The sequence below is a fragment of the Streptomyces sp. SAS_270 genome (genome assembly GCF_052543295.1).
The window spans coordinates 32331-46260 of sequence record NZ_JBMNDS010000044.1 but is presented as its reverse complement, the minus strand read 5'-3'; the positions used below and the strand labels follow the sequence as shown (position 1 = coordinate 46260).

At 71.5% G+C, this 13930-nt stretch carries 16 protein-coding genes; 7 read left to right on the top strand and 9 right to left on the bottom strand.

Going from position 1 to position 13930, the window contains the following annotated elements; translation table 11 throughout:
* Positions 1-141: 141 nt before the first annotated feature.
* Entirely contained in the window at positions 142-840 is a 699-nt protein-coding gene (locus tag ACN6LB_RS26550; protein WP_356148937.1) for an O-methyltransferase, read from the top strand.
* A gap of 154 nt (positions 841-994) precedes the next feature.
* On the opposite strand, the gene ACN6LB_RS26545 is transcribed toward ACN6LB_RS26550, so the two are convergent.
* Positions 995-1162 carry a DUF3117 domain-containing protein gene (locus ACN6LB_RS26545; protein ID WP_003966491.1) on the bottom strand — a complete coding sequence of 56 codons (168 nt, stop codon included), beginning with the start codon at positions 1160-1162 and terminating at the stop codon, positions 995-997.
* 363 nt (positions 1163-1525) lie between these two features.
* Here ACN6LB_RS26545 and chcB point away from each other — a divergent pair, with 363 nt between their 5' ends.
* Positions 1526-2332, top strand: coding sequence for a 2-cyclohexenylcarbonyl CoA isomerase (gene chcB, locus ACN6LB_RS26540; protein WP_356148931.1), 807 nt, complete (start codon positions 1526-1528; stop codon positions 2330-2332).
* A 9-nt stretch (positions 2333-2341) separates the two neighbouring features.
* Here the strand turns inward: chcB and ACN6LB_RS26535 are convergent, their stop codons facing one another.
* Together ACN6LB_RS26535 and ACN6LB_RS26530 are read right to left on the bottom strand one after the other, a co-directional pair.
* Positions 2342-2923: a DNA-3-methyladenine glycosylase I gene (locus ACN6LB_RS26535; RefSeq protein ID WP_445028115.1), complete on the bottom strand. Its 582-nt coding sequence runs from the start codon at positions 2921-2923 to the stop codon at positions 2342-2344.
* Positions 2920-3279, bottom strand: a complete 360-nt coding sequence (locus ACN6LB_RS26530; RefSeq protein WP_445028114.1) for a DivIVA domain-containing protein — start codon at positions 3277-3279, stop codon at positions 2920-2922. Before ACN6LB_RS26530 ends, ACN6LB_RS26535 begins: the two co-directional genes overlap by 4 nt.
* 127 nt (positions 3280-3406) lie before the next feature.
* On the opposite strand from ACN6LB_RS26530, the gene folP reads away from it, so the two are divergent.
* The gene (gene folP, locus ACN6LB_RS26525; protein ID WP_356149137.1) at positions 3407-4267 is read left to right on the top strand and encodes a dihydropteroate synthase; all 861 of its coding nucleotides are present in this window, start codon (positions 3407-3409) and stop codon (positions 4265-4267) included.
* 206 nt (positions 4268-4473) lie between these two features.
* Here folP and ACN6LB_RS26520 read toward each other — a convergent pair whose 3' ends face one another.
* Positions 4474-5232 (bottom strand): LOG family protein, encoded by a 759-nt coding sequence (locus tag ACN6LB_RS26520; RefSeq protein ID WP_445028113.1) that lies wholly within the window; start codon positions 5230-5232, stop codon positions 4474-4476.
* 108 nt (positions 5233-5340) lie between these two features.
* Positions 5341-6420: a succinyl-diaminopimelate desuccinylase gene (dapE, locus tag ACN6LB_RS26515; protein ID WP_445028112.1), complete on the bottom strand. Its 1080-nt coding sequence runs from the start codon at positions 6418-6420 to the stop codon at positions 5341-5343.
* Between the two features lie 97 nt (positions 6421-6517).
* Between dapE and ACN6LB_RS26510 the strand changes: the two genes are divergently transcribed.
* Together ACN6LB_RS26510 and ACN6LB_RS26505 are read left to right on the top strand one after the other, a co-directional pair.
* On the top strand, positions 6518-7498 hold the full coding sequence (locus ACN6LB_RS26510) for a heavy metal transporter (protein ID WP_445028111.1): 981 nt from the start codon (positions 6518-6520) through the stop codon (positions 7496-7498).
* 307 nt (positions 7499-7805) lie between these two features.
* Entirely contained in the window at positions 7806-8282 is a 477-nt protein-coding gene (locus tag ACN6LB_RS26505) for an ATP-binding protein (RefSeq protein WP_445028110.1), read from the top strand.
* Between the two features lie 92 nt (positions 8283-8374).
* On the opposite strand, the gene ACN6LB_RS26500 is transcribed toward ACN6LB_RS26505, so the two are convergent.
* Positions 8375-9493, bottom strand: coding sequence for a bifunctional succinyldiaminopimelate transaminase/glutamate-prephenate aminotransferase (locus ACN6LB_RS26500; RefSeq protein ID WP_356148958.1), 1119 nt, complete (start codon positions 9491-9493; stop codon positions 8375-8377).
* Between the two features lie 133 nt (positions 9494-9626).
* On the bottom strand, positions 9627-9947 hold the full coding sequence (gene fdxA, locus ACN6LB_RS26495) for a ferredoxin (RefSeq protein WP_019058397.1): 321 nt from the start codon (positions 9945-9947) through the stop codon (positions 9627-9629).
* 141 nt (positions 9948-10088) lie between these two features.
* Between fdxA and ACN6LB_RS26490 the strand changes: the two genes are divergently transcribed.
* Both ACN6LB_RS26490 and ACN6LB_RS26485 read left to right on the top strand, forming a co-directional pair.
* Positions 10089-11189 (top strand): GNAT family N-acetyltransferase, encoded by a 1101-nt coding sequence (locus ACN6LB_RS26490; RefSeq protein ID WP_445028109.1) that lies wholly within the window; start codon positions 10089-10091, stop codon positions 11187-11189.
* Between the two features lie 17 nt (positions 11190-11206).
* Positions 11207-12061, top strand: a complete 855-nt coding sequence (locus ACN6LB_RS26485) for a transglutaminase-like domain-containing protein (protein WP_356148952.1) — start codon at positions 11207-11209, stop codon at positions 12059-12061.
* 36 nt (positions 12062-12097) lie between these two features.
* Here the strand turns inward: ACN6LB_RS26485 and ACN6LB_RS26480 are convergent, their stop codons facing one another.
* Complete coding sequence (locus ACN6LB_RS26480; RefSeq protein ID WP_356148950.1) at positions 12098-12712, bottom strand: response regulator transcription factor; 615 nt, start codon at positions 12710-12712, stop codon at positions 12098-12100.
* Positions 12709-13878 carry a sensor histidine kinase gene (locus ACN6LB_RS26475; protein ID WP_445028136.1) on the bottom strand — a complete coding sequence of 390 codons (1170 nt, stop codon included), beginning with the start codon at positions 13876-13878 and terminating at the stop codon, positions 12709-12711. Before ACN6LB_RS26475 ends, ACN6LB_RS26480 begins: the two co-directional genes overlap by 4 nt.
* Between the last annotated feature and the right edge of the window lie 52 nt (positions 13879-13930).

Genomic DNA, 13930 nt, shown 5'->3' with positions numbered 1-13930 from the left:
TAAGCGGTTTTACGAGAATTTGATGTGCGCTCCCGCACCCGCGTCAGCACCTGCTCGCCGTCCTCATCCATCCGCTTCCCCCCGGTTGATTCCGCAGTGATTTCCCAGCTGCCGTCCCCACCCCTCTAAACGCCCGGTCCCATCTGCGGGTTCCCGGCGCCAACGGATACAGTCACGCCCAGGCAACCGCGGGGACAGGAGAGGGTCATTACCGGCAACCGGCAGACGAGCTGGGCGTTCGCCGACGCCTTTGTCGCCGAGGACGAAGCACTGCGCTGGGCCCGGGACCGGGCCCGCGAGGCAGGGCTGCCCTCGGTGTCGCCCGGCACGGGCGCCGCGCTGCGGTTGCTCGCCGCGACGGTGGACGCCAAGGCTGTGGCGGAGATCGGGACCGGGACCGGCGTATCCGGGATTCATCTGCTGCACGGCATGCGGCCGGACGGGGTACTGACCACCGTGGATCCGGAGCCGGAGCGCCAGCAGTTCGCCCGCCAGGCCTTCCGCGCCGCCGGTTTCGCCAGCAATCGCGCCCGCTTCATCCCCGGCCGCGCGCTGGACGTACTGCCCCGCCTCGCGGACGCCGGATACGACCTGGTCTTCTGCGACGGCGACCGTCTGGAGTGCCTGGACTACCTCGCTGAATCGTTGCGCCTGCTGCGCCCGGGCGGGCTCGTGGTCTTCGAAGGTGTCTTCGCGGACGGCCGCACGGTCGACTCGGGACCCCAGCCCGCCGAGGTCGGAAGGCTGCGCGAACTGCTGCGCGCGGTGCGCGAGAGCCAGGAGCTGGTGCCCTCGCTGCTGCCGGTGGGCGACGGTCTGCTGTGCGCGGTCAAGCGCTGAGAAAGGCCCCCAGGGTCCGCGTACCGACCCACCTCACACGGCTCTGACCTGCAAGAATACCTCAGTCGTACGTCCCTGGCGGCTTCGGGAACGACAGCGCCCCGGCATCGATGAGGATGCCGGGGCAGCTGAAGAGGTATGGTCGCGTTCCGCGTCAGCCGACGACCTTCTTGAGGGCGTCGCCGAGCGCGTCGGCCTCGTCAGGGGTCAGCTCGACGACGAGCCGACCGCCGCCTTCGAGCGGAACGCGCATGACGATGCCCCGCCCCTCCTTTGTCACCTCGAGCGGGCCATCGCCCGTCCGCGGCTTCATGGCCGCCATGCTCGTTCCCCTTCCTGAAACCAGCTCATCGTCGCCGACGGCCCCTTGAAGGGCACGCACGTCCCCTCGTAGGACACACGTCACCGGCATCGAACACATTGCTTCCAGGCCATTATCCCGCATCTCAGGACCCGATGACCAACATCAGTCGGCATCGCTTGCGCAACGCGCTTGAGCAAAACCACTCAATTCGGCGATGTGACTGCGATACTTCGCCGCCGCCCGGACTTCCGAGACCCGGATTTCTTTGACGCAGGTCACATGTCCCGCCCCCGCCACGCGCCGTGATCTCCGCCATGCTGTCCTCAGACCGACGACGTACCGACGGGTACGACGGAGCCGCGACACCGGAGGGGACCCACCATGGCCGACACCGTGCTCTACGAGGTGAGCGACGGGCTCGCGACGATCACGCTGAACCGCCCCGAGGCGATGAACGCGATGAACGTCGAGACGAAGGTCGCCTTCCGGGACGCGGCGATGGCGGCCGCGGCCGACGACTCGGTGCGGGCTGTACTGCTGACCGCCGCCGGTGACCGGGCCTTCTGTGTCGGGCAGGACCTCAAGGAGCACGTCGGCGGGCTGCTCGCGGCGCGTGAGTCGGGCGCGGGCGAGGGGGTCATGAGCACGGTGCAGGAGCACTACAACCCGATCGTGCGGGCTCTGACCGGTGCGGCGAAGCCGGTGGTGGCGGCGGTGAACGGCGTCGCGGCCGGGGCCGGCTTCGGTTTCGCGCTCGCCGCGGACTACCGGATCGTCGCGGACACGGCGTCGTTCAACACCTCGTTCGCCGGGGTCGCGCTGACCGCCGACTCGGGCATCTCCTGGACGCTGCCGCGGGTGATCGGCCCGAGCCGCGCCGCCGACCTGCTGCTCTTCCCGCGCAGCATCACCGCCCAGGAGGCCTACGACCTGGGCATCGCCAACCGGCTCGTGCCCTCCGCGGAGCTGGCGGCCGAGGGCGCGAAGGTGGCCCGTGCGCTGGCCGAGGGCCCGACCCTCGCCTACGCCGCGCTCAAGGAGTCGCTCGCCTACGCCCTCTCGCACTCCCTGGAGGACTCCTTGGAGAAGGAGGACGAGCTGCAGAGCCGGGCGGGCGCCTCGGAGGACCACCTGATCGCGGTGCAGGCCTTCGTCAACAAGGAGAAGCCGAAGTACCTGGGGCGCTAGTGGCCGGGGTCAGCGGCCTCCTCGGGCCACGCAGTCCGTGAGGTGGTCGTCGACCAGGCCGCACGCCTGCATCAGGGCGTACGCCGTGGTCGGGCCGACGAAGCGGATGCCGCGCTTCTTCAGCGCCTTGGAGAGCGCGGTCGACTCGTCGGTCACCGCGGGGACGTCCGCGAGGGACTTCGGTGCCGGGCGCCCGGCCGGGTCGGGGGCGAAGGACCAGATCAGCTCGTCCAGTTCGCCCGGCGCCCACTCGGCCAGCGCGCGGGCGTTGGCCATCGTCGCCTCGATCTTGGCGCGGTTGCGGATGATGCCCGCGTCGGCGAGGAGGCGCTCCTTGTCGGCGTCCGTGAAGGCCGCCACCGAGGCGATCTTGAAGTCGGCGAAGGCGATCCGGAAGCCCGGGCGGCGGCGCAGGATCGTGATCCACGACAGGCCCGACTGGAAGGCCTCCAGGCACAACCGCTCGTACAGCGCGTCGTCGCCGTGGACCGGGCGGCCCCACTCCTCGTCGTGGTACGACACGTAGTCCTCGGTCGACAGGGCCCAGGGGCAGCGCAGCGCGCCGTCCGGGCCCGCGAGAGCGTCGGTCACCGGTGCTCGTCCTCCGTGTGCTCCCCGCGCTTGTCCAGCGAGGGCGCGGTGGTCGCCCTGGAGCCGGCGAGCGCGGCCTCCAGGTCGGCGATCCGGTCGTCCCGCTCGGCGATCTCGGCGCCGAGCCGGCCGAGCGCGTCGTCGACGTCCGTCATGCGGTAGCCGCGCGCGGCCAGCGGGAAGCGCAGGTTGTCCACGTCCGCGCGGTTGACCGGCCGGTCCTCGGGCAGCGGATCGTCGAGCCGCTCGGACGCCACCTCGGGCAGGGGCGCGCTCTCGCCGCCGCCGACCACGGCCAGGGTCACCGCGGCGACCACGACGGCGAGCGCGACGACCAGGAACAAGAACATGAACATCGCTGAGGGTCCCCACGCTCGATGTGCTCGGTGTCGAATGTGTCAGGGTCCGATCGTGCCATGCGAGTCTGACAGTTAGGGTCGCAGGCGGCCCATCAGCTGCACGTACTAGGAGAGGTCACAGGGGATGCTCAGGCTGGGCAGGCGTGAATTCGGCGCACACGAGCCGGTGATCATGGCGATCGTGAACCGGACCCCCGACTCCTTCTACGACCAGGGAGCCACCTTCCGCGACGAGCCCGCCCTCGCGCGCGTGGAGCAGGCGGTGGCCGAGGGCGCCGCCATCATCGACATCGGCGGGGTCAAGGCCGGTCCCGGCGAGGAGGTGACCGCCGAGGAGGAGGCGCGGCGGACGGTCGGCTTCGTCGCCGAGGTGCGGCGCCGCTTCCCCGACGTGGTCATCAGCGTCGACACCTGGCGTCACGAGGTCGGCGAGGCCGTGTGCGAGGCCGGTGCCGATCTCCTCAACGACGCCTGGGGAGGGGTCGATCCGCGGCTGGCGGAGGTCGCCGCGCGGTACCGGGTGGGGCTGGTGTGCACGCACGCGGGGGAATCCGAGCCGCGTACGCGCCCGCACCGGGTGACGTACGACGACGTCATGGCCGACATCCTGCGCGTCACCCTCCAACTCGCCGAGCGGGCCGTCTCGCTCGGGGTGCCCCGGGAGTCCGTGATGATCGATCCCGGGCACGACTTCGGGAAGAACACGCGGCACAGTCTTGAGGCGACGCGGCGGCTGGGCGAGATGGTCGGGACGGGGTGGCCGGTGCTGGTGTCCCTGTCCAACAAGGACTTCGTGGGCGAGACGTTGGACAAGCCGGTCAAGGAGCGGGTGGTGGGGACGCTCGCGACGACCGCCGTGTCGGCGTGGCTGGGGGCGCAGGTGTACCGGGTGCACGAGGTCGCGGAGACCCGGCAGGTGCTCGACATGGTCGCGTCCATCGCCGGGCACCGGCCTCCGGCGGTTGCCCGGCGCGGGCTCGCCTAGGGGGTGTGGACGGGGGGTACGGAGTTTTTTCGCCCCCTCCGCCCCTTCCCGTCCCGTCCTCCTGGGGGCTTCGCCCCCTCTCCCCCCTGTCGCGCTTCGCGCTCGTCCTCAAACGCCGGACGGGCTGAACACCCGCCCTCAGCGGGTGGGTGGGGGATCGGGATGGCTGGCCGTCCGCAAACGCCGGACGGGCTGAAAGCCTCCCTCTACCTGCCCGCCTCCTTCGACACCAGCGCCACCGCCTCGTCCACGTCGTCCGTCAGGTGGAACAGGAGGAGGTCCTTCTCCGAGGCCTTGCCCTGGGCGATGAGGGTGTTTCTGAGCCAGTCGACCAGGCCGCTCCAGTACTCCGTGCCGAAGAGGACGATCGGGAAGCGGGTGACCTTCTGGGTCTGGACGAGGGTGAGGGCCTCGAAGAGTTCGTCGAGGGTGCCGAGGCCGCCGGGCAGGACGACGAAACCCTGCGCGTACTTGACGAACATCATCTTGCGGACGAAGAAGTACCGGAAGTTGAGGCCGATGTCGACGTACGGGTTGAGGCCCTGCTCGAAGGGGAGCTCGATGCCGAGGCCGACGGAGACGCCCTTCGCCTCGCAGGCGCCCTTGTTGGCGGCCTCCATGGCGCCCGGGCCGCCTCCGGTGATGACGGCGAAGCCGGCCTCCACCAGGCCGCGCCCGAGCTGCACGCCCGCCTCGTACTCCGGGGAGTCCACCGGTGTGCGGGCCGAGCCGAACACGCTGATCGCGGGCGGGAGTTCGGCGAGGGTGCCGAAGCCCTCGATGAACTCCGACTGGATGCGCAGGACCCGCCAGGGGTCGGTGTGCACCCAGTCGGAGGGGCCGCCTGCGTCCAGCAGGCGCTGGTCGGTGGTGCTCGCCTGCACCTGGTCCCGCCTGCGCAGGACGGGGCCGAGACGCTGCTCCTCCGGTGGCTGCTGCGAGCCCTCGGGGTCTCCGGTAGCCATGTGCGCTCCCTCCGCTCGGCGATGGTTCCTTCCCAGCGTAGATCTACGCGGGTTACGGAGGGGGGACGTGAGCATGTCCGCCATGAACCGCCGTCCGGGACACCGGGGTCAGGACGTCAGCCAGGACCGCAGCTTCTCCTCGGCCTGTGGGATCAGCGACGCCCGGACGCGCTCGTCGACCTTGTGGGCGAGGAGCGGGTCGCCGGGGCTGTAGTTCACCGCGGGCACCCCGAGCGCGCTGAAGCGGGCGACGTCCGTCCAGCCGAACTTGGGCCGGGCCTGGCCGCCGACGGCCGCCATGAAGGCCGCCGCGGCAGGGTGGTCCAGGCCGGGGCGGGCGGCGCCCGTGTGGTCGTCCACGACGAACTCCTCCACACCGCAGTCGGCGAAGTAGTCGCGCACGAAGGCCTCCGCCTCCTCCTCGCTGCGGTCGGGTGCGTAGCGGAAGTTCACGACGACGGTGCACGCGTCGGGGATGACGTTGGTGGCCACGCCGCCCTCGATGCGCACGGCGTTGAGGCCCTCGTGGAAGCGGAGGCCGTCCACGACCGGCGTGCGCGGCTCGTACGCGGCCAGCCTGGCCAGGATCGGGGCCGCCGCGTGGATCGCGTTGGAGCCCATCCACGCGCGCGCGGAGTGCGCCCGCTCCCCCTTGGTCTTCAAGAACACCCTGAGGGTGCCCTGACAGCCGCCCTCCACCTCGTTGTCGGTCGGCTCCAGGAGGACCGCGAAGTCGCCCGCCAGCCAGTCGGGGTGGGCCTCGGCCACATGCTTCAGGCCGTTCAGGTGTCCGGCGACCTCTTCGTTGTCATAGAAGACGAACGTGAGGTCCCGGTTGGGCGTGGGGACCGTGGCCGCGATGCGCAGCTGGACCGCGACGCCGGACTTCATGTCGCAGGTGCCGCAGCCCCACAGGATGCCGTCCTCGTCGAGACGCGAGGGAACGTTGCCCGCGATCGGGACGGTGTCGATGTGCCCGGCGAGGATCACACGCTCGGCGCGGCCCAGGTTCGTACGGGCCACGACGTTGTTGCCGTAGCGGTCCACCGTCAGGTGCGGCAGGGCGCGCAGCGCCGTCTCGATCGCGTCCGCGAGCGGCTTCTCGCTGCCGCTCTCCGAGGGGAAGTCGACGAGCTGCGCGGTGAGCTCCGCGGCGTCCAGCGTGAGGTCAAGCGGGGTTTCGGCCATGGCCCAGACCCTAACGCGCCGGGCCTGCGGGACCGGTTTCCAGGGTTGTCCACAGGCCTCGGGGGCACCGACAGCACCCTCCAGTACCTTGTACGTCGTGCCAGAGCCGTCACCCACCTCCTTCCCGCGCGGCCGCCTCCTCCGTTCCGGGGCGGCCGTCGTGGTCCTGCTCGCCCTCGCGGGCTATCTCGCGGTGCAGTACGTCACCGGCGGCACCGGTGCGCCACGCTGCGAGGTCGTCTCCGGCAAGGGCGACGGGGCGTCGTTCGAGTTCTCTCCGGAGCAGGCGGTGAACGCGGCGGCGATCTCCGCGGTCGGCACCGCGCGCGGGATGCCCGAGCGCGCCGTCACCATCGCGCTCGCCACCGCGCTCCAGGAGTCCGGGCTGCGCAACATCCGGCACGGCGACCGCGATTCGCTCGGCCTGTTCCAGCAGCGACCCTCGCAGGGCTGGGGCACGAAGAAGCAGATCATGGACCCGACGTACGCGGCGGGTGTCTTCTACGAGCACCTCGCCAAGGTGACCGGGTACTCGCGGCTGCCGCTCACGGTCGCCGCGCAGCGCGTGCAGCGCAGCGGCTACCCGCAGGCGTACGCGAAGCACGAGCCGGACGCCACGCTGCTCGCCGCGGCCCTGACCGGCCGGGCGGCGGCCACCCTGACCTGTGACGGGCGGCCCGGCGCGGACCGGACCGGCGGCGCGGACTCGGTGCGCACCGCGCTCGTCCGGGACTTCGGGCGCGACGTGCTGCAGGAGGCCGGCGAGGAAGTGGGCGCCGGGGCCGCCGCGTCCCCGTCGCCGAGCCCCTCGTCGCCGTCGGACGGCAGCGGTTCGGACCGCACGGTGACCGTCCCCGTCCCCACGCAGACCACGGCCGGGACCACGCTGGCCCAGCGCGGCTGGGAGCTGGCGCACTGGGCCGTGGCCAACTCCTCGGCGCTGCACATCGTCCGGGTCTCGTACGCGGGCCGGGTGTGGACGGCCGGGAACACCGACAGCGAGTGGCGCAGTGCCGCGCCCGGGAAGTCCGGCGGCGCGAAGGCCGACGCCGTGGTCCGAATCGTCACCGGGCAGTAGTACGGGTCGTCACTCTTCGGGAGTACCCACGCCCTGTCGGTTCGGCGGTGCGTGCAGCTTTTCGCGCGCTCACTCCCGCATCCGTCGAATCCCTTGAAAACAAAGGGCCGTAAGGATTCGGCAGATTTTTTGACCGGGCGCCTTATGCCCGTTTTTATCCGCAGATGATAATGCGACGCATTGCCAACTCTTTACGTTGGCCCGCCGCAACCTTCGCGGGCTTCGAGCGGTAGTCACTGCGTCCGAGCCCGGACGATCACCATCCGGAATCGGGCGCGACCACGTTCTCTCCCGTCTAAGGAGCATCATGTCCCTCCCCCTGACCCGCCGGATCGCCCGTGCCGCGCTGCTCATCGCAGCGGGAGCGGCAGCCGGGGTCGGTGCGGCCGGCTCCGCCAGCGCGGCGACCGAACTGCCGGCCACTCCCAACCTCGGCGGCCTGACCGCCCTGGACGGGGCGCAGGTCGGCAACACCGTCGACGGTGCCGCCCAGAACGCCACCGGCCTCGCGGGTGACGCCGGCAGCAAGGCGGTCAAGAAGACGGTGCCCGCCGCGGGCAAGACCGGCGGCAAGGCAGCGAAGACGGCGACACCGGCCGCGCAGAAGGTGGCCGGTGACGCTGCGGGCCAGGCCGGCGGCCTGCTCGGCGACACGGCGTCGACCGCGACGAAGGGTGGGCTTCCGACGGATGCGGTGACCAAGGGTGGGCTTCCGACGGATGCGGTGACCAAGGGTGGGCTGCCGACGGAGCAGCTGCCGCTGAAGGGTCTGCCGCTCGGCTAGTCCGCCCGGCTTGTTGCGGGGAGGGGTGCCCAGGGATGTTCCCTGGGCACCCCTCGCCGGTGTTCTTGGCTGTTTGCCCACAGCGGTGGCGGCTACGCCAGGCGCTGTACCGCCGCGGCTACCCGTTCGTCCGTTGCCGTCAGGGCCACGCGTACGTACCTGTCGCCCGCCGGGCCGTAGAAGTCGCCCGGGGCCACGAGGATGCCGAGGTCGGCGAGGTGGGCGACCGTGTCCCAGCAGGACTCGTCGCGGGTGGCCCAGAGGTAGAGGCTCGCCTCGCTGTGTTCGATGCGGAAGCCGTGGGCGAGGAGGGCCTCGCGCAGGGCGGTGCGGCGGGCCGCGTAGCGCTCGCGCTGGGCGCGGACGTGGGCGTCGTCGCCGAGGGCGGCCACCACCGCGGCCTGGGTCGGCGCGGAGGTCATCATGCCGCCGTGCTTGCGGATCTCCAGGAGGTCACGCAGGACCGCCGGGTCACCGGCGAGGAACGCGGCGCGGTAGCCCGCCAGGTTGGAGCGCTTGGACAGGGAGTGGACGGACACCAGGCCCTCGTACGAGCCGCCGCACACGTCCGGGTGCAGCACCGAGACCGGGTCGGCCTCCCAGCCCAGTTCGAGGTAGCACTCGTCGGAGAAGACCAGGATGCCGTGCTCACGGGCCCAGGCGACGATCCGGGTCAGCTCGGCCTTGGACAGGACGCGTCCGGTGGGGTTCGAGGGCGAGTTGAGCCAGAGGAGCTTCAGGCCGGCCGGGTCCAGCTCGGTGCCCGCGGGGTCAGCCGCAAATGTCTCCGTGTCGTAGGCGACGTAGCCGGCGCGGGCCAGCCGGGCGCCGACCTCGTACGTCGGGTACGCCAGGCGCGGGTAGGCCACCGTGTCGTCGGGGCCGAGGCCCAGCTGCGTCGGGAGCCAGGCCACCAGTTCCTTGGAGCCGACGATCGGCAGGACGTGGCGGTGCGTGATGCCCTGTGCGCCGAGCCGTCGTTCGACCCAGCCCGTGATCGCGTCCCGCAGTTCCGGCGTGCCCCAGACGGTCGGATAGCCCGGGGAGTCGGCCGCGGCGACCAGAGCCTTCTGGACCAGCTCGGGGACCGGGTCGACCGGAGTGCCGACGGACAGGTCGACGATGCCGTCGGGGTGGGCGGCGGCCGTCGCCTTGTAGGGCTCCAGCTTGTCCCAGGGGAAGGTGGGAAGCCGGTCGGAGACTGCGGACACGGGGATCACTTTCTGCTCGGGCGCCTGGGCTCTGCGCGGGCACCTGGGGAAACGCCTCGGTCCCGTACGGCGATCATGGCGATCAGGCCGTACGGGACCGAGGCGGCGCGGTTGCGGGCGCTTACCGGGCCGCTTACTGGTTCTGCGGCGGCAGCGCTGCGACGAAGGGGTGGTCGCGCTCGATCAGGCCCAGCTTGCTGGCGCCGCCGGGCGAGCCCAGCTCGTCGAAGAACTCGACGTTCGCCTTGTAGTAGTCCTTCCACTCCTCCGGAGTGTCGTCCTCGTAGAAGATCGCCTCGACCGGGCAGACCGGCTCACAGGCTCCGCAGTCGACGCATTCGTCCGGGTGGATGTACAAGGACCGGGAGCCCTCGTAGATGCAGTCGACCGGGCACTCCTCGATGCACGCCTTGTCCTTGACGTCGACACAAGGCTGCGCGATGACGTAGGTCACGCTGTCGTTCCTCCTCGATAGGGCGCTGGCGAGCCGTCTTCAGGCTCCGCCACCTGGCGCGCGGGAGCGCGGCGTCGTCGATGCCCGCACCTAGTATCTCCGTTCCGGGGCATGATCCGAACAGGAGGGGTGAACTGACCTGTGGAAATCTCTGCGGCCGGCCGCCTTGAGGTCCGAATCACCACCGCTGACGTGGGCAAACGCGTCTCAGTGCGGCGATGGAACCAAGATGACGAACATGCCGTCAAGGGTGAGAGGTTCACGGACACGGTCGGAGTTCTCACATCATGGGACGACGGTGTGCTGACGATCACACGTCGCACCGGCGAGGTTGTCCGTATTGCGGAATCCACGCTGGCCGCGGGCAAGATCGTGCCGTCCGCCCCGGCGCGCCGCCGGGGACCCGCCGCCTCGTACGAGGAACTCGCGCGGATCGCGGCGCGGGCGTGGCAGCCGGTGGAGAGCGAGCGGCTCGGCGCGTGGGAGCTGCGCGCCGCCGCCGGGTTCACCCGCCGGGCCAATTCGGTGCTGCCGACCGGCGACCCTGGCCTGCCGCTGGACGAGGCGCTGGGCGCCGTACGGGACTGGTACGCGGCCCGTGGTCTGCCCGCGTACATCCAGACCGCCACCGGGGCCGAGGGCACGCAGGAGCTGCTGTGCGCGGAGCTGGAGGCGCGCGGCTGGGTGCGTGAGGTGACGGCGGAGCTGTGGATCGGCGCGCTCGCGCCCCTTGCGGACAAGGATGTCGGCGGGGCCCCCGAGGTCGTGCTGTCCCGCACGGCGGACGAGGCGTGGCTCGGCCGCTACCAGCGCAAGGGGCTGGGCGAGGTGGCGTTGCGGGTGCTCGCAGGGGGGTCCCCCCGGTCGAGCGAAGCCGAGAGTGGGGGAGGGCCCTCGGTCTGGTTCGCGTCCGTGCCCGGCGACGGGGGCGGCGCACCGGTCGCGATCGGGCGGTGTGTGGTGGACGGGCGGTGGGCCGGTTTCGCGGCCGTGGAGGTCGACCCGGCGTACCGCCGCCGCGGGCTGGCCGGCGCCGTCATGGCCGCCCTGGCCCGGCGGGCCCTGGACGAGGGCGCTTCGGCGGCCTGGCTCCAGGTGGAGTCGGACAACGCGGGTGCGCGGGCGCTGTACTCCGGAATGGGGTTCGGGGCGCATCACACGTACCACCATTACCGTGCGCCGCAGGCATCCGGTGGCCGTCCGCCACAGACGCCCGGCGGCGACCGGTATCGATCGATGTGAGAGGGCACGTGCCGGGTATGCGTCGTCCACCTCTTCCCCCGGAGCCCGAGCGGGCCGCCGAGTGCCGTCGGCGGTTCGCCGAGGAGGCGCGCTCCGAGCGGCCCGATCTGTCGTTGCTGTGCCTGCTGCTGGGGGCGGCGGCGGACGGGGCGCTGGACGAGGCGGGGCTCGACGCGGCGCAGATCGAACTGGACGGGATGGCCGGGCAGTTGCCGTTCCGCCCCGGCGGCCCGCGCTCCTGGGCCACCGCGCTCGCCGAACTCCTCGGTGAGCGCTACGGCTTCCGCGGTTCGCCCGCCGACTACCAGCGGCTGGAGTCCTCGCTGCTGCACGCGGTGCTGCGGCGGCGGCGCGGGCTGCCCATCCTGCTGTCCGTGGTGTGGATGGAGGTCGCGCGGCGGGCCGGTGCGCCCGTGTACGGGGTCGCGCTGCCGGGGCACTTCGTCGTCGGCTTCGGTCCGCCGGAGCAGCAGGTGCTGGCCGACCCCTTCGCCGGGGGGCGCCTGTTGAGCGGCGGTGACGCGGAGTTGCTCGTGGCCGGGGCCACCGGGGCGCCGCTCGATCCTTCGATGCTCACGCCGGCGGATCCGCTCGATGTGGTGCTGCGGATTCTCAACAACGTCCGGGCGTGGGCCGCGGCGCGGCCCGAGCGTACGGATGTCGCCCTGTGGGCGGTCGAGTTGTCGCTGCTGTTGCCGTCGCATCCGGCTCGGCTGCGGTACGAGCGGGCTCAGCTGCTGGTTCAGTGCGGGGATTTCCTCGGCGGGGCCGCTGAGTTCGACTCCTACGCCGAGGTGGTGGAGGCGGTGGACGAACCCGCGGCCGAGCGGGTGCGGGGGCAGGCCCAGGCCGCGCGAGCCATGCTCAACTGAGCTTGAGCTTGAGGGGCGGTTGAGCCGTGCGGGCGGTTACAGCCAGCCCTTCTCCCGCGCGATCCTGACCGCCTCCGCGCGGTTGCGGACCGCCAGTTTCTGGATCGCCGTCGACAGGTAGTTGCGGACGGTGCCCTGGGAGAGGTGGAGGGCGGTGGCGAGTTCGGCGTTGGTGGAGCCGTCGGCCGCCGCGCGCAGGACCTCGCGTTCGCGGTCGGTGAGGGGGTTGGCGCCCCCCGCGAGAGCGGCGGCGGCCAGGGTCGGGTCGATGACCCGCTCGCCCGCGAGCACCTTGCGTACGGCGGCGGCGAGTTGGGCCGCGGGGGCGTCCTTCACCAGGAAGGCGTCGGCACCGGACTCCATGGCGGTGCGCAGGTAGCCGGGGCGCCCGAACGTGGTGAGGATGACCAGCTTGATGCCGGGGAGTTCCTTGTGGACCTCGGCGGCGGCCTCGATGCCGGTCTTGCCGGGCATCTCGATGTCCAGCAGCGCCACGTCCACGTCATGTGCGCGCGCGGCCTCCAACACCTCGTCGCCGCGCGCGACCTGGACGACGACGTCGATGTCCGCTTCGAGACCCAGCAGGGCGGCGAGCGCCTCGCGGACCATCGACTGGTCCTCGGCGAGCAGGACCTTGATCGTACGACTCATGCGCCGGATCCTACGGTGTCGCCCAGCGCGCCCGCAGCGCCCTGCCCGACCGCCGTCGGTACCCGGGCGACCAGCCGGAACCCGTGCCGGACCCGGCCGGCCTCCAGTGCCCCGCCGACCTTCTCCAGGCGCTCGGTCAGCCCCGTCAGACCGTTGCCGGGGCCGCCGCCGGAGCCGCCCGATCCGTTGTCCTCCACGGACAGTTCGAGCATCGGGCCGTCGAGGGTCTGGCGGCGTACGAGTTCCACCACGCAGCGCCGGGCCCCGCTGTGCCGTACGACATTGGTGACCGCCTCGCGCAGGACCCAGGCAAGCGCGGACTCGTTCTCCTCGGGGACCTCGGTGAGGTCGGGCTCGGCGGGGAGTTCGGCGATGACGTCGGCGGCGGTCAACGCGACCTGGGCGCCCGCGAGTTCACCGGCCAGCCGGGGGCGCCGGTAGCCGGTGACGGCCTCGCGGACGTCGACCAGTGCCTGGCGGCTGACGTTCTCGATGTCGGCGACCTGCTGGGCGGCCTTGTCGGGGTGGTCGGGGAGCATCCGGCCGGCCAGCTCGCTCTTCAGGGTGATCAGCGAGAGCGAGTGGCCGAGCAGGTCGTGCAGATCGCGGGCGAGCCGCAATCGCTCCTCGTTCGCGGCGAGTTGGGCGACGGTGGCGCGAGCTTTGCGCAACTCGACGGTCGTGCGCACCAGTTGCGAGACCCCGGTCATCGCGAAGCCGATGAGCAGGACCAGCAGGACCAGGTCCCACGCGTCCTTCTCCCCGACGTGCAGCCCGACGAGCAGCATCACACCGGCCGTCGCCGGGACCGCCCAGTTCGCGGTCCGCAGCGGGAGTGTCGACCCGCAGGCGACGGAGACATAGCAGAAGAGGCCGAGCCACGGAGAGCCGAGCGTGTAGGTCAACAGGACGGCGAGCGCGCCGAGGACGAGGATGTACCCGATGACGAGCCGCCCGGAGAACTGCCTGCTGCCCATGTTCCTGAAGACCAGCGACAGGTAGATCCCGACGAAGGCCGCGAGGCCCAGCCAGCCGGCCACCGTGCCGCCGGTCGTGTGGTGCCCGGAGACCAGGTCGTGGACCGGTGAGCTGAGGAAGACGAGCCAGACGCCGATCCACAGGGTCTTGCGCAGGAATTCGCGCCCGTTGCGGGGCGGCTGTCCCATGCGGGTCAGCTGCTCCGTCCGGTCTTCGTCGGAACACGGTTCCTCGGTCTTG

Bases quoted from the DNA above. Each gene is read 5' to 3' on its own strand.
- ACN6LB_RS26545 (WP_003966491.1), bottom strand. From the start codon at position 1,162: ATGGCGGCCATGAAGCCGCGGACGGGCGATGGCCCGCTCGAGGTGACA.
- ACN6LB_RS26505 (WP_445028110.1), top strand. From the start codon at position 7,806: ATGTCCCTCCCCCTGACCCGCCGGATCGCCCGTGCCGCGCTGCTCATC.
- ACN6LB_RS26520 (WP_445028113.1), bottom strand. From the start codon at position 5,232: ATGGCTACCGGAGACCCCGAGGGCTCGCAGCAGCCACCGGAGGAGCAG.
- ACN6LB_RS26480 (WP_356148950.1), bottom strand. From the start codon at position 12,712: ATGAGTCGTACGATCAAGGTCCTGCTCGCCGAGGACCAGTCGATGGTC.
- chcB (WP_356148931.1), top strand. From the start codon at position 1,526: ATGGCCGACACCGTGCTCTACGAGGTGAGCGACGGGCTCGCGACGATC.
- ACN6LB_RS26475 (WP_445028136.1), bottom strand. From the start codon at position 13,878: ATGGGACAGCCGCCCCGCAACGGGCGCGAATTCCTGCGCAAGACCCTG.
- ACN6LB_RS26485 (WP_356148952.1), top strand. From the start codon at position 11,207: ATGCGTCGTCCACCTCTTCCCCCGGAGCCCGAGCGGGCCGCCGAGTGC.
- folP (WP_356149137.1), top strand. From the start codon at position 3,407: ATGCTCAGGCTGGGCAGGCGTGAATTCGGCGCACACGAGCCGGTGATC.
- dapE (WP_445028112.1), bottom strand. From the start codon at position 6,420: ATGGCCGAAACCCCGCTTGACCTCACGCTGGACGCCGCGGAGCTCACC.
- ACN6LB_RS26530 (WP_445028114.1), bottom strand. From the start codon at position 3,279: ATGTTCATGTTCTTGTTCCTGGTCGTCGCGCTCGCCGTCGTGGTCGCC.